Annotated in this window: 12 protein-coding genes; 8 read left to right on the top strand and 4 right to left on the bottom strand. The window is 51.4% G+C overall.

Annotation, left to right across the window (positions count from 1 at the left end; genetic code table 11):
• Nucleotides 1-231 precede the first annotated feature (231 nt).
• The gene (locus tag R6H26_RS24845; RefSeq protein ID WP_404786381.1) at nt 232-1,971 is read left to right on the top strand and encodes an ArnT family glycosyltransferase; all 1,740 of its coding nucleotides are present in this window, start codon (nt 232-234) and stop codon (nt 1,969-1,971) included.
• A 12-nt stretch (nt 1,972-1,983) separates the two neighbouring features.
• Here the strand turns inward: R6H26_RS24845 and R6H26_RS24840 are convergent, their stop codons facing one another.
• Nucleotides 1,984-4,311 (bottom strand): 2OG-Fe(II) oxygenase, encoded by a 2,328-nt coding sequence (locus tag R6H26_RS24840; protein WP_404786379.1) that lies wholly within the window; start codon nt 4,309-4,311, stop codon nt 1,984-1,986.
• 23 nt (nt 4,312-4,334) lie between these two features.
• Here R6H26_RS24840 and R6H26_RS24835 point away from each other — a divergent pair, with 23 nt between their 5' ends.
• Nucleotides 4,335-4,547, top strand: a complete 213-nt coding sequence (locus R6H26_RS24835; protein WP_404786377.1) for a hypothetical protein — start codon at nt 4,335-4,337, stop codon at nt 4,545-4,547.
• A gap of 104 nt (nt 4,548-4,651) precedes the next feature.
• On the opposite strand, the gene R6H26_RS24830 is transcribed toward R6H26_RS24835, so the two are convergent.
• From R6H26_RS24830 to gyrA, 3 genes are all read right to left on the bottom strand, one after another.
• Nucleotides 4,652-6,124, bottom strand: a complete 1,473-nt coding sequence (locus tag R6H26_RS24830) for an ammonium transporter (protein WP_404791444.1) — start codon at nt 6,122-6,124, stop codon at nt 4,652-4,654.
• A 284-nt stretch (nt 6,125-6,408) separates the two neighbouring features.
• The gene (locus R6H26_RS24825; protein WP_404786375.1) at nt 6,409-7,848 is read right to left on the bottom strand and encodes an ammonium transporter; all 1,440 of its coding nucleotides are present in this window, start codon (nt 7,846-7,848) and stop codon (nt 6,409-6,411) included.
• A gap of 186 nt (nt 7,849-8,034) precedes the next feature.
• On the bottom strand, nt 8,035-10,680 hold the full coding sequence (gene gyrA, locus R6H26_RS24820; protein WP_404786373.1) for a DNA gyrase subunit A: 2,646 nt from the start codon (nt 10,678-10,680) through the stop codon (nt 8,035-8,037).
• A gap of 842 nt (nt 10,681-11,522) precedes the next feature.
• Here gyrA and R6H26_RS24815 point away from each other — a divergent pair.
• From R6H26_RS24815 to R6H26_RS24790, 6 genes are all read left to right on the top strand, one after another.
• The gene (locus tag R6H26_RS24815) at nt 11,523-11,813 is read left to right on the top strand and encodes a hypothetical protein (RefSeq protein ID WP_404786371.1); all 291 of its coding nucleotides are present in this window, start codon (nt 11,523-11,525) and stop codon (nt 11,811-11,813) included.
• A gap of 142 nt (nt 11,814-11,955) precedes the next feature.
• Nucleotides 11,956-12,639 (top strand): hypothetical protein, encoded by a 684-nt coding sequence (locus R6H26_RS24810; protein ID WP_404786369.1) that lies wholly within the window; start codon nt 11,956-11,958, stop codon nt 12,637-12,639.
• Nucleotides 12,640-12,960: 321 nt separating this feature from the next.
• Nucleotides 12,961-13,236 (top strand): hypothetical protein, encoded by a 276-nt coding sequence (locus tag R6H26_RS24805; RefSeq protein ID WP_404786367.1) that lies wholly within the window; start codon nt 12,961-12,963, stop codon nt 13,234-13,236.
• A gap of 11 nt (nt 13,237-13,247) precedes the next feature.
• Entirely contained in the window at nt 13,248-13,601 is a 354-nt protein-coding gene (locus R6H26_RS24800) for a clan AA aspartic protease (RefSeq protein WP_404786366.1), read from the top strand.
• A gap of 107 nt (nt 13,602-13,708) precedes the next feature.
• The gene (locus R6H26_RS24795) at nt 13,709-13,981 is read left to right on the top strand and encodes a hypothetical protein (RefSeq protein ID WP_404786364.1); all 273 of its coding nucleotides are present in this window, start codon (nt 13,709-13,711) and stop codon (nt 13,979-13,981) included.
• Between the two features lie 8 nt (nt 13,982-13,989).
• Nucleotides 13,990-14,196, top strand: a complete 207-nt coding sequence (locus R6H26_RS24790; RefSeq protein WP_404786363.1) for a hypothetical protein — start codon at nt 13,990-13,992, stop codon at nt 14,194-14,196.
• Nucleotides 14,197-14,244: the final 48 nt, after the last annotated feature.

The following is a 14,244-nucleotide window of genomic DNA, read 5'->3' as shown; positions in this document are numbered from 1 at the left end:
TATTAAAGGTGAGGAAAGAAGACGAATCGGCATTTTTCATTCGCCCCCAAACCCGCACGCCCGCACAACCCTGCGCGGAGATTGATTCTCAGGCAAATCTAAATGCTTCAACCGTTAAAGTTATTGACCTATTTCAGTTCAAAAAGTTTCAAAGAAACTCGCGCTGCTTCAGACGACCCAGATAAGGCAGAATGACAAACGAGCAATCTATCGATTTGAGTAGAGTCAACCATGTCTCATTGGCTTCGCCTAAAACTATTCCTTCAGCCCCCGATCTCATTCGCGGCCTCTTTAGGATGGATTTTGGCGATCGCCATTGTCACGCTGTTCTGGGGATTGGGGGATATCGGTCTGATTGACGAAACCGAACCGCTGTTTGTGGAAGCCTCGCGGCAAATGTTGCTGACTGGGGATTGGGTCACGCCTTACTTTGATGGTGTGACCCGCTTTGACAAACCACCCCTAATTTATTGGCTCATGGTGCTGTGCTTTAAGGTTTTTGGCGTGAGTGAGTGGGCAGCGCGAGTCCCTTCGGCGTTGGCGGCCTTGGGCGCTATTTTGCTTTGCTTTTATGTTTTGCGACAGCATAGCCCTCGCTTGAATCCCGATCCTGACTCAACTCCAGTTCAACCTCAGCGCACCATGTGGGCCGCATGGCTGGGTGCAACCATGCTGATGCTCAACCTCAATACGTACTTTTGGGGACGCACGGGATACGCAGACATGCTGCTGATGGCCTGCATGGGTGGCTCGTTGCTGGCTTTTTTCTTGGGATACGCCCAAGTCGAAAACCCTAACATTCAGGGCCGATGGTACGGCGCGTTTTATGTTTTAACGGCATTGGCGGTTCTGACCAAAGGCCCCATTGCGATTATTCTGCCCGCTGCAATTATTGGCGGCTTTTTACTTTACCTGGGCAATCTAAGGGCTGTTATCCGAGAGATGAAGCTGGGATATGGGGTTCTGGCGATCGCAGTGTTGGCATTGCCTTGGTACATTTTAGTGACGCTGGCAAACCCAAATACATTTATTCAATCTTTCTTTGGCTATCACAACCTAGAGCGCTTTTCCAGTGTGGTCAATCAACACTCCGGCCCTTGGTATTTTCACTTTGTTGTGATTTTGGCGGGCTTTTTACCTTGGTCGGCGTACTTGCCCGCAGCGCTGTTCCAAACCCAGCCATGGCGACGGAAGGCTTGGCAAGGGCGATCGCGTTCCGAGCAATTGGGCCTATACGCAACCCTTTGGTTTGCGGTCGTGTTGGGATTTTTTACCCTCTCTAGTACTAAATATTTCAGCTATACGCTGCCCCTGATGCCTGCTGCCGCTATTTTAGTCAGTCTGTCTTGGACGGATGCCATTCTGGACTCTCCTGTATACCCTCCCCATCGATGGGATTTGAGTCGCTGGTTTAATGTGGTGCTGATGGCAGGGTTATCTTGGGCCTTATTTTCCTGTGCGCCGTGGCTGACCCAGGACCCGTGGATGCCCACCCTGGGCGCGAAGATTGCCGAAGCTAACATCCCCCTTTATGGTGGCGCGTTGTGGGCTGTGGCGACTGTGGCGGCGGCACTGTGCGTTCTGTGGCGCAGTAACGGACTGTGGTTGGTGAATGCGATCGCCTTTCTTCTTTTTATCAATGTGGTGCTCCATCCCGCCGTTGCCATTGTGGATCGAGCGCGTCAGCTCCCGCTGCGCGAGATGGCTAAAGCAGCCGTAGCGGCCCATCAACCTCAGCAAGAAATCATTATGATTGGCTTTCGCAAACCGAGCTTGGTGTACTACACCCAACGGCATGTCGAATACCTAGAGCAGCCCCGCAAGCTGGGCGCTTACCTGCAAAAGGCCGTTCGTAAAGACCCCCTGGTCATCACTACCCCTCAATTACTGGCGGATACAGCGTTAACCCCTCACCAGTATCAAACGCTAGATCGCTCAGGTGTTTACGTGCTCGTTCGCCTTCGCTCCTAAAAGGTTCAGCCTTTATTTCTGTCGGCCTGTTTTGCCGAGTGGCTCCTCCATCTGAGCTAAATGCTTGAGATCCTGTTTGCGTTGTTGCGCCCGTCTTTCGTAACTGGCCTGATTCTTTGTACAGATCAAACTATAGGGTCTACCGCTTTTGTCGGTTTTAAGGTCTAGATCGCAACTGCTTTGCCCAATCGAGTTCTCGACGTGATTGCGTGAAGCTTCAACGGCTTTGAACGTCCAACTCTGGCGATCTGGCGCAACCAGGAAAAGACTCAGTTCGCCGCAAAAGTTGCATTTACAGCGCAATGTTCCATCTCGCGTCCAATCCTGGGGCGGATCTAAGGGTTCGGCGATGCGCGCGCGCAAATGGTCTAAACATGCAGCGCGCAAACGCTGAAACGCCGTGTTTCCTTGGATGTCTGTTTGTGCGTTCAGTATTAGAGCAGCAGGAACGAGGACAGTGTCCAAATCGTAGGTCAGAGGCCATGCCAGCATGTGGGTGACGGCTCGGTCGGCGAGGAGGGTATCGAGGGGTGCGAGGGCGCTCAAGAGATTGACGATGCAGTCAGGCTCCACCAGAGTGCGTCGGTACCAGGGGGCGATCGCAGCGCGATCGGGGTCGCCTGGAAGCGCTTCGACCAGTACGGTGGCGGCGGGAATGAGATCAGTTGCGCGATCGCTTTCCCGTGCTACCTCCATCGCGCGAGCGAGGAGATCGCAGCAACCGCTCAAGGATTTCACGACATTACCTGCGATGATGCGCTCAATTAATTCGGCGCTTCGCTCCGGCGATAGCAGAGAAACCGCTTGAATCAGGGCCTCATTGTCGCTTTTGTCGTACACGCCTGTGGCGGAGAGATCGGATAGAAAACGATCGATGGAGGCTACATCCCATAATCGATCGAGGAGGGTCAGCATTTGGGAGGTTTGGCCCAGTGATGGATTGTGCCAGCTATCCTGGTGGGGCCATGTCCGCAACATGTGCCCTGCAAGTTCGTGGGCTTCCTGCCACAACGGAGATTCAGGATCTTCGCCGTCTTCGACCCAATCCTGGGTCAGTTCGCTCAAATAAGGCAGCGTCACCGGCAGTCCTGTTTGATTGAGAACTGCTAAACGCCTTGCACTGGGCCACAGAATCAGCCCAGCGCGTTGATACGTCCGGTCAAAGGAAGCGCCTTCGTTGCCTGTTGCCTCCTGAAAATGCAGTTCGTCTGGTTCTAAGTCATCAAAGGCATCCGGAGGACAGAGTTCTTTCTCCTCAAACGGACTGCTGCCCATCTCCGTCAGGATGCCGTCCGGTCGTCGCCATTCTGAGAGCGTTGCGCTTCGCTCGTAAACTTCGCCGACTTCAAAATCGCCATTGTCTTCATCTTCGTCCCAACGGCTCCAGCGACGGCGGCGACGCGAACCATAATAGTCATTGTTCTCGGCTTCGCCACTTTCTCTAATGGAGACTAATGCCAGATGAAGGTCGCACTCAGCCTCCTTCGCTGCACTAACCAGTACATCCGCCACGGCGGCATCGGCCCCTTTTAAGGCATCGAAGGCGAGGGCTGCTGGGGTATAGGCATGTTCTAGGGGGTAAATGAGTTTTTCGGGCGTGTCGTCATCGGGTAATTTCTTGCCTGATGCCCACTGTTGTAATAGATTCACCACCCTTGTCTGTTCTGCTTCGTAGCTGGGTGGCTCGGGCAATTTACCCTTTCCCGATCGCAGCAGATTATAAACGAGGGTCAGCCGACAGCCTGAGGTGATGGGGAGGATTTCGTGAACGCAGTCGGCATAGAATGCGGCAAAGGCCACTTCTGACGGATCCGAACAACGCAGGTCGAGGCGTGCTTCGCGATCTCGGTGGCGCACCAGCAGTTCTCCGCCCGTGTAAAGGGAGGGCAATACGATGACCAAGGTCGCAAACATCCCAAGTGCTTTTTCCGTGTCGCGATGGTCTACAAAGAAACACCCTTCTTCGTAGATTAAGAGCTTGTAGAGTTCGGCGTCTACCGTATCGGCCACGCCCAGTCCCTCGGCGGCACGAGATACGATGGACTCTAGGGTTTGAAGCCAGTGCCGACCTTCAATTCGAATTTTGTCTGCGTCGATCTGCCAAGTTCGTCGCACGTCGGGATCGACTAGGGTGTCTTCACCGCGTCCGTAGGGTGCCTGCTCGGCAACGGCGAGCAGTTGTTCGACCTGAACGGGCAACAGGGGCAGGGCGATCGGGCCAACCCCTTCTACCTCAAGATGGGGTGTAAAAATCTCGGTGGTGCCTGTGGCGTAAAAATTGCCAGGACGCTGGATCGTGCTTAGAACTTCAGCTAGGTCAGTCGTAATGGATGACATCATTCTCGGTCCTCGCGTAGTAAGAAATGAGGAAAAACGACGATCGCCATCTAGCCCTGTATAGATTGTCTCAGAAATTTCATCGCGGATTCAACGCCTGCTGGCAGAAACGGCCTTGCCCCCTCAGCAATACCAACCCATTGCTCGATCGGTTGTCTACGTCCTCATCCGCCTGCGTCTCTAATACCCAAAAAAAACTGCACCATTTTGAGGGTGCAGTTTTCGAGCGATCGACCTAAGGTCGTTCTGATGGGGAGAAAGGCAGACTTGGCTCCAGCAATATGGGCGATCGCCAAAGCCTTGCGGCAAGTCTGCCCCTACAAACATCTATCCAACCTAACCTTTAGCGGAAGTCTTCTTTGACAAAGCCGCTGTAGGCTTCCATGCCGTGTTCGCTAATATCGAGACCGCGCATTTCTTCCTCTTCGTGAACTCTGAAACCCATTACCGTCTTGAGTACGATAAACGCGATGGTCGCACCGACTACCGTGAAGCCTCCAACGCTAAAAATACCGAGAATTTGAGGCCACAGTTGCGTAAATCCGCCACCGGAAAAGAGTCCGGCTGCTGGACCAGCCGCATATAGCGCGCCTGCTTTATCGCTGGCACCTACTGCAAAGAGACCAACGCAAAGGGTTCCCCAAACGCCGCAAATGAGGTGAACCGAAATTGCACCGACGGGGTCGTCAATTTTAAGCCGATCTATAAACGTGACGGCATAGACCACAATAACCCCTGCAATAAAGCCGATCAGGGCAGAAGCGGGTACGGTCACCCAAGCACAGGATGCTGTGACGCCGACGAGACCCGCTAAAAGGCCGTTGATGGTCATGGTGAGGTCGGGTTTGCCGAGGTAAAACCAGGCCGTTAAGGTGGCGGCTACGCCGCCAAATGCAGCTGCAGTATTGGTCGTGACGGCGATGTGAGAAATAGCTGCCGGATCTACTGCCATTGTGGAGCCAGGATTAAACCCAAACCAACCGAGCCAGAGAATCAAGCAGCCCAACGTAGCGATGGACATGTTGTGACCGGGCATGGCATTGCTACCCCGCTCGGTATAGCGACTTAATCGCGGACCTAGAATTGCCGCACCCATTAACGCTGCCCAACCGCCAACCGAGTGGACGACGGTAGACCCAGCAAAATCCCAGAATCCTGCTGTTGCCAGCCAGCCGCCACCCCAAATCCAATGGCCTGTAATCGGATAAAGAATCCCCGTCAGGATGAGGCTGAAAGCGAGGAAGGTGCTGAATTTAACCCGCTCTGCAACAGCTCCAGACACGATGGTTGCAGCAGTTCCAGCAAACACGAGCTGGAATAAAAACTTTGCTTGGAGCGGTACCCCTGTCCAATTCAAAGAGGTAAAGATGCCCTTATAGGCATCGCCAGTGGCGGGGCTGTTGTCAGCACCGCTCAAGAACAAGCCACCAGTCCCAAAAAATGGGTTTCCTTCAGAAAACATGATGCCAAATCCAATAATCCAGTAGGCAATGGTTGCCAACCCAAATACGATCAGGTTTTTGGCAAGGATATTGACGGCATTCTTCTGACGGCAGAGTCCGGTTTCCAGCATGCAGAACCCGGCATTCATAAAAAATACGAGAAACGCACAAATCAAGACCCATAGGGTATCTAACCCAACTTTTAGGTCGGCAGTGGTCGGACCGCTGCTCTGCGCGTTAGCTGCCACACCCCAAAACAGCAAGACCAATGCGGCAATCGGTAAGCAAGCTTGCCACGTTGGTGATAGATATCGTCCGAATGAAGTTCTTTGCTTCCCTCTTGGCCTGCTTCTCACCACAAACGTTTCCTCGATAGCGTTGTAATCTCCTACGATTGCACCAGCTTCGCTAACGGGATTTTGTATAGAAAGTTACATTTTGAACCTCTAGGTCGTGAGAGAGGCCGATCGCTATTGTGAAATGCTTTATTAAAGAAGGATTTGAGGGTCTTACTCGGCAAGCTATTTTCTTTGCTAAAAAGATTTTTAGTTTTGTTGAGTGCAGTTCGGTAGGGGAAAAGCGCTCGAAAAGCTGCCCTACGGAATCCGTAAAGCAGCATCGACTGCTGGCATCTCAGCTATGGCGTTTTGTTTGATTGCTATTGACCCGCTAGATCGTTATAGCCTTCTTCTCCATGTTCGTTGATGTCAAGTCCCTGGAATTCTTGCTCGGGTTTGACCCGCAGTCCGATGGTCGCATCTAAAACTTTCAAAATAATGAAGGTACCCGCTCCTGCAAGGACGTAGGTAATCGCGATTGAAAGGAGCTGAGTCCCTAGCAAACCCGGATCGTTGCCGACAAACAGTTTTCCCTCATCGCCAAAGAGGAGGCCATTGCCACCCGCAGAATTGACCAGCTTTGTGGCAAAAATACCCGTCAAGATCGCGCCGACGGTTCCGCCCACACCATGCACTGGAAATGTATCTAAAGAGTCGTCGAATTGAAGTTTTGATTTGAGGCTTACTGCAAAGAAGCAACACGTTGCGGTGATAGCGCCGATGAGGAGCGCGCCCAAGACGGTCACAAACCCAGCCGCAGGCGTAATACCCACGAGGCCAGCTACTGCGCCCGTTGCAATCCCGACGGCGGTAGGCTTACCGCGCAAAACCCATTCCAAAACGATCCAGACCAACGCTCCCACAGCAGCAGAGGAGTTCGTATTTACAAAGGCAAGCGTCGCTAAAGAACCAGACGCTAAGGCACTGCCAGCATTAAAGCCAAACCAGCCAAACCACAATAGCCCGGCACCGAGCAAAATAAATGGAACGTTATGGGGCGGCTTAAGCTGATTGGGGAATGTTTTACGCGGTCCGATGACCCAAGCTGCCACGAGTGCAGAAACGCCAGAACTGATGTGGACGACTGTCCCACCCGCAAAGTCGAGGGCATGCATACCGCCATACAGTCCGAGAAATCCGCCTTTTGCCCAAACCATATGGGCAAAGATGGGATAGAGAAGGCTAGACCACAGAAAAATAAACCAAAAATAGGCTTTAAAGCTAATCCGCTCTACGATCGCCCCAGAAATGAGCGCTGGGGTAATGACGGCGAACATGGCCTGATAAATCATGAATGTTTGGTGGGGAATCGTACCCGCGTAGGAAACGACTTCTTTCGGTAGACTGCCCTCCAGGTAGCCCGTCGTCTCCATCCCGACGCCATTGAGGAACAGCCACTGAAATCCCCCAATGAAGGGCGTACCTGGAGCAAAGGCTAGGCTATAGCCCCAAATCACCCAAGTTGTGCCAACCAAACCCATGAGCAGAAAGCTCATCATCAAAGTATTGAGAACGTTTCGACCTCTGACGAAGCCGCCATAGAAAAAAGCCAGTCCTGGGGTCATGAGCAGCACCAATGCCGCACAAATCAGCATGAAGGCAGTGTCGCCCTGAGAGGTCGCAGTCGCTATGCTGGCGGCAAGATCGTCCAGCATCTTTTGAGTCACTTGGACTGGCGCATCAGCCGCCAAAGCGATTCCTGGGAAAGAAATCAGTAAAGCAGGAGCGGTTAACCCCACAGCCAGCAGTCGTCGATACACGGTCTCAGGTCCTTTTCATCTAAAGGTTTTTGAAGATTTAAACCTTGGTTAACCAGTGCATTAGAGCAAAGATGAAAAGCCTTGCTTTGTATCAAAAGCTACCTTTTGACAATACTCATTGTTTTTTTGATGAAAAGCATTGTCTTTATCTATTATTGTTAAGCCTTCGTAAATTTATGGGATATTTTAGATCGATTCTGGCGTAGTGCTATCGTCTTCGGCTGCCTCTTGCTGCTCTAGGACAACTTCGGCCTCTTCTGTGACTTCAGAGGCAGGTACGACTGTGACGGCGGCGATCGCATCGTCTTCATCCAGTCGTTGCACTCTCACGCCCGTTGCGGCGCGGGACTGGGAGGAAATCGCGTTGATGGCCTGACGGATGATGATCCCCCGCGTGGTGACGAGCATGAGTTCTTCGTCGGGATTGACGATCCGCAATGCCGTGACCCGATCCGGCGGCTGAGTAGATTTGAACTTGGTCGAGGTGAGGCCCTTGCCCGCGCGGTTTTGCAAGCGGAATTGAGAGACGGGCACCCGTTTGCCAAAGCCGTGGTTGGTGATGACCAGGACCCACGGGCCACGAGCGGTGGGTTCTTCGATGATGGCTTCTGCAGAAGAGTCATCCGCGACGAGATCCAGATCGGCTTCGTCGTCGCCCTGCTCTTCTAGGTTGGCCGCGATCGCTCCGGGCAGAATGTCCATGCCCACCAGTTCGTCTCCAGAACGCAGGCTCATGGCGCGGACGCCGCGCGTGGCGCGTCCGAGGGGGCGTAACTGTTGGTTGTCTGCTCTAAAGTGAATGGCCATGCCGCGCCGCGACCCGATGATGATGCTGTCTTCGATGCGGGCGCGGCGCACCCACCGCAGTTGATCGCCTTCCTCGAGGGAAATGGCGATGAGTCCGTTGGAGCGAATGTTGCTGAAGGCCGCCAGGGAGGTTTTTTTGATGAACCCGAGGTTGGTCATCATGACCAAATATTCGTCTTCGCTAAACTCGCTGACGGGCATGACGGAGGTTACTTTTTCTTCCCGACTGATGGGCAGTAACTGAACGACCGGGACGCCTCGGGATGCCCTTGACCCTAAGGGGATCTGATAGGCTCTGACGCCAAAGACAACGCCGCGATCGCTGAAGAACAGGATGCTGTCATGGTCGTTGCAGGCAAAAAAATGCTCCACGGCATCGTCTTCTTTAATGCGCGCTCCGGCACGCCCCCGCGTGGCGCGGCTTTGGGCTTCAAAGGTGCTGACGGGCATGCGCTTGATGTAGCCCTGCTCTGTGACCAGAATGACGGACTGTTCGTTGGCGATCAGGTCGATGTCGCCTAGGTCGCCTTCGGACTTTTCAATGAGGGTGCGGCGCGGGGAGGCGAATTTGTCCTTGAGCTGAATCGCTTCGGCTTCGATGATGCCCAACATCCGCTCGCGACGATTCAAGATATCGAGGAGGTCTGCAATTTGAATTTGCAGGTCTTCGTGTTCGCGCTGAATTTTTTCGGCTTCTAGGGCGGTAAGGCGGCGCAACTGCATTTGCAAAATGGCGTCGGCTTGCACTTCGGATAGCCCAAAGCGCTCGACGAGCTCTTGTTTGGCGATCGCCGCATCGGCTGCGCCCCGAATCAATTGAATCACCGGATCGAGGTTCTCTAGGGCGATCAATAACCCCTGCAAGAGATGGTCGCGCTCCTGGGCTTTGCGAAGCTGAAACTGCGTCCGTCGCCTGAGGCATTCTTCGCGGAACTCTAAAAAGACGCTCAAGAATCGCTTCAGGCTCAACAACTGGGGTTCGCCGTTGACCAGGGCCAGCATGTTGGCCCCAAAGTTATTTTGAAGCGGTGTCTGTTTGTACAGGTTGTTCAAAACCACTTGGGGATAGGCGTCCCGCTTGAGTTCGATGACGACGCGCATTCCGTCGCGATCGCTCTCGTCCCGAATATCAGAAATACCCTCCAGCCGCTTCTCGTTCACCATTTCGGCGATCTTTTCGATCAGTGCGGCCTTGTTGGTCTGGTAGGGCAGCTCCGTAATGATGATGGCTTCGCGATCCTGACGCCCTTTCTGCTCTAGGGTTTCGATGGACGCGACGCCGCGCATGGTAATCGACCCGCGCCCCGTGGTGAAGGCTTCCCGAATGCCGCTCGTGCCTAAAATCCGCCCCCCTGTCGGGAAATCGGGACCGTGGATGTACTGCGTGAGTTCGATGTCGGTGATTTCAGGGTTGTGGATGAGGGCGATCAACCCATCCACCAGCTCGCCTAGGTTATGGGGCGGAATGTTGGTGGCCATCCCCACGGCAATCCCAGAAGACCCGTTCAGCAAGAGCTGCGGGATCCGGGAGGGCATGACGGTGGGTTCTTGCTGCGAACCGTCGTAGTTGTCGGCAAAGTCGACGGTTTCCTGCTCGATGTCTTGCAAGAGCGCATCTGCGGTCAGGGCCTGGAGCCGACACTCGGTGTACCGCATGGCCGCAGGCGGATCGTTGTCTACGGAGCCGAAGTTGCCGTGGCCGTTAATGAGGGGCAGCCGCATGGAGAAATCTTGGGCCATCCGCACCAAGGCTTCGTAGACTGCCGAATCGCCGTGGGGGTGATATTTACCAATCACATCCCCCACAACGCGGGCGCATTTACGGAAGGGGCGGTCTGGGCTTAGCCCTAATTCGTGCATGGCGTAGAGAATGCGGCGATGCACGGGTTTAAGACCATCCCGCGCGTCGGGGAGCGCTCGCCCCACGATCACGCTCATGGCATATTCCAGATAGGAGCGCGACATTTCATCCCGCAAATCGGTGGGGATAATTCGCTCTTGGGGCAGCTCCTGGGAAAAGGTCATAACCGAAAAGACTCCAAAAGTTGAGGATTATTGGCTAAATCAGGCCAACAAGAAAAATAGCAGCCCCTAAATCTAGATTTCTCAACATTTACGGCTGCCTACTACACATTTTATCACGGACGACAGCTCAGTATCTGATTATTGATGGAGAAGGGGTTCCGGTTTCTGGAGCAGTCTTAACGCTGCTTGTAGGACAGTTGTACAGATAAATTCTGTCTAACCACCATAGGGGTACTGTGCAGACTCATTCGGACTAAACGCCGAATGTGGCCTGAAGGGCTGATTCTAATGAGTTAACCGTAAAATGTTACGCTGAATTATTCTGTCTAACCACCCTAACAAGGGCGTTATGCTGGATCATTCGGGCTAATTCTTGAGAAAATGCTAGAAGTATTGGCTTAGCGTGGGCATTCTGGAGTTAGACAGAAAGAATCAGTATAAACAATTGTTAGACTTCACTTTAGCTGGGGTATTGTATGGATAAGTTTGCTGGTTCGTGTAGGAAATTGAAAGAAATAGACGACAACCTATGTAGTGTCTAGCACGATTCCAACTGATAGCTGCAACGCGGGAGCGTCAACCCAAAGAAGTCGTTTAGGTTTTTAGCCATGAATTGCAGATACTACCTTCTCTCTGTTGTTTTTCTCTTTTCTACTACAGCTTGCAGTTCTAGCCCTCAATCTTTAGCTGAAAATCATTTAGACCAGATTAAGTCTGGCAAAGCTAGCCAAGCAAATCAGCAGGATTGCATAACTAGCGAAACTTTGAGACTGCATACAGTCAAATCATTTAAAGTCATCGGTTCTTAGCAGAAAATTCGTGATAATCTTCCATATACTGAAGTGGTTTCCAATATTGAAACTGATCAGTTTCGGTTCAAAAATGTGGGTAACGGTGATGTTATGGTTCCTCAAAAGGAGGTATTAAAGCAAGTAACCCTTGAAATCTGGAAATCTGACGACTTCTACCAGGAGTTGGTCAAATCTAAAGCGAGACTAAACGACTTAGCAAAATCAACCGCAGCCATCACAGGTGCTGAAACCGAAACTTCGTCCGTTCCGGATCGCGGAAAAGTCAACAAGGAGTCCTTGTGTGTTTTTCTACCCTTTGAACAGTTTCAGAGCGGTAAATAGTGGACAAGTATGCCTAAGATCGAACCGTTGGCGGTCTAAGTAGTGCATCCAGCGGAACGGAAGGATGCGTTATCTTCAGACTTATCCTGCATCGTTGTCTTTGGATATATCAATAGTTAGATCTCATATGGTTAGATCTCATATGACAAACCGAATCCTTCTCTGGGTCGAACACAAAGCACGCCTTATTGACGCTTTAGCGAAGGGCGAATATGAAGGCACATACGCTGACGCATGCCTCATTGCGTCTTCGGTCATCAGCGGACTCGCCTCGTTGCTCTGGCCTGGTGACGACCAAATTGACCGAAGGCGTTTCGTTCAAGTCTGGCAAAAATGCTCTTTGGCAAGTCCAGGAATAAATCTCATAAGTGTCCCCATCCTCATTGAGCACCTTGAGCAGGATGGTAAGTACGCAGAAGCGGAATCACTCAGGGCAAGTAATCCATCTGCTTTTAATTTCGGCAATTCGTGTCGAGTACTTACATCGGCTGATGTAGATCTAGAAGAAGATAGTATTCAAGCTCTTTGCCCATCGCTCACGATGAAATATATTCGAGTTCAAAGCTATGCCAATATTTTTTATCGTTACGTTCGGTCGGCGTATGTACACGAGTACCGAATAGCGGATTATGCTAATGCCTATCCGATGGCTTGTTCAGGCAGCGGCATCAGTTATGTCAACTTGACTGTAGCTCCATACAGACGCATTCACTTTGAAGCGCTGTGGATCATCAATCTTCTTAAACTCATCGCCACTAAGTTTGAAGCCGAACTTCTTTCACCCCCGATCAATCGTCCGCCAAAATGGTGGTTCGACGAAGCCTAACCCTTCCATTGATTGGTTCTAGATTTCTATTTGGCTCATTTTTGGTCTTGTTCCTGAGTTTAAATGATGCAATTTGTCGGCTAAGACTTTAGATTTTATGGTTAAAATTTTGGGTGTAATCGCCATCATTAAGGACACAAAATACATCCCACTGGCAGTATTTTAGTTGAGGGACGAAACCCATACATAAGACAATTCAAATCAAGTCATTCTAGCTTTTAGATTGGGTGGAGCGTCACGAAAAGCAACATGAGCTATCGAAGCCAATAACCGACTCCCCAGGCTAAAATGGATGAGGTAAGTCGCAAAAAGGTCAACTTTATGGCAGTTCGCCAACGACGTTATAGCAAAGAAGAGTTAGCTCAACGTGGGCAAGCACTCTATGACTCTAGTATTCGGCAGCGAGTCGAGACGGGAAACGAGGGCAAAATCGTGGCGATCGATATCGAAACAGGAGCCTTTGAGGTCGATGAAAATCTCGTATCCGCAACCAATCGGCTTTTTGAGCGGTACCCCGATGCTCAGCCTTGGGTGATTCGAATCGGACATCGCGCCGTCGATCACTTTGGGGCACGAAGTCTGAAGCAGCATCCATGATTTACGGAGTCGTGAATTTACGCCGTGAAGCAACGCTTCCCCTTGTTGTCCGCAACTTGAATGGACAGCGGCAAGTGATCGATACTGTGATTGATACAGGGTTCAGTGGATTTCTATCTTTGCCGTCGGCAATCATCACGACCCTTGACTTACCTTGGAGTGCCTCTGATATTGTCACCTTAGGTGATGGCAGTGAAACCTTATTCGATTTATATACTGCGACAGTGATTTGGGATGGACAGTACCGCGAAATCTACATTGCAGAATCAGAAACGGAACCTTTGCTTGGGATGGCATTACTCTACGGTTATCGATTGCAGGTTGATGCTATTGAGGGTGGCAGCGTCAAAATCGAAGCACTATGATTCTGTAAGTTATCGGTGAGGCGTGTCTAACCAGGGCGTGCAGTGGATGGCTTCAACACTCTGGTAACAACTCGAAAATACTTGCCACCGCTGACGCCCAAGCCGTTATGCGGCTTGAACTCTTGGTAGGGGCACCCAAGATAAGAATATCTAAAGAGCGTTTTGCTCGATATAAAAATGGAAAGCCACATTTTGCCGAATGTGAAGTTGGGATTTACTTTTCGTCGGAGGTATCTACTGTAGTTGTAGTTGTAGATTGCAACGGTCGTGGCTTTTATAGTCAAGGTTATATCGAATCAGTTCCAGCAAACGGTTATGAGGATTGGAAACAAGGTGCAAAGATAGGTGTCGAATTTGCGTTGCTGACAGCTCAAGAGTAAATTGCCATGTGACCATAACAAAAATCGAGGGATTGACAACAGATACTAATCCAATAATTGTCGGGTTTGCAGCGATCCTTGCTGTTTGGCAAGCATTGGAGTTTAATCCATCTAGGGAAATGATTGAGAAATTAGAGAATCAGGTTTTTGAGAGTTGGAATAAACCTTATGACGAATTACCAATATTTTGTAGCAATCGCCCTTTGTTAGAATGAATCTGGTGATAGCTTATGCTACGATTCGGTCACTCATCCTAGTCACCG

The sequence above is a fragment of the Altericista sp. CCNU0014 genome (assembly GCF_044923475.1).
Taxonomy (GTDB): Bacteria; Cyanobacteriota; Cyanobacteriia; order Thermosynechococcales; family Thermosynechococcaceae; genus JAAURS01.
This window is presented reverse-complemented; position numbering and strand designations above follow the sequence as displayed.

Excerpts from the sequence above, each read along its gene's own strand:
- R6H26_RS24845 (WP_404786381.1), top strand. The coding sequence starts at position 232 with ATGTCTCATTGGCTTCGCCTAAAACTATTCCTTCAGCCCCCGATCTCA.
- R6H26_RS24840 (WP_404786379.1), bottom strand. The coding sequence starts at position 4,311 with ATGATGTCATCCATTACGACTGACCTAGCTGAAGTTCTAAGCACGATC.
- R6H26_RS24835 (WP_404786377.1), top strand. The coding sequence starts at position 4,335 with ATGAGGAAAAACGACGATCGCCATCTAGCCCTGTATAGATTGTCTCAG.
- gyrA (WP_404786373.1), bottom strand. The coding sequence starts at position 10,680 with ATGACCTTTTCCCAGGAGCTGCCCCAAGAGCGAATTATCCCCACCGAT.
- R6H26_RS24810 (WP_404786369.1), top strand. The coding sequence starts at position 11,956 with ATGACAAACCGAATCCTTCTCTGGGTCGAACACAAAGCACGCCTTATT.
- R6H26_RS24805 (WP_404786367.1), top strand. The coding sequence starts at position 12,961 with ATGGCAGTTCGCCAACGACGTTATAGCAAAGAAGAGTTAGCTCAACGT.
- R6H26_RS24795 (WP_404786364.1), top strand. The coding sequence starts at position 13,709 with ATGCGGCTTGAACTCTTGGTAGGGGCACCCAAGATAAGAATATCTAAA.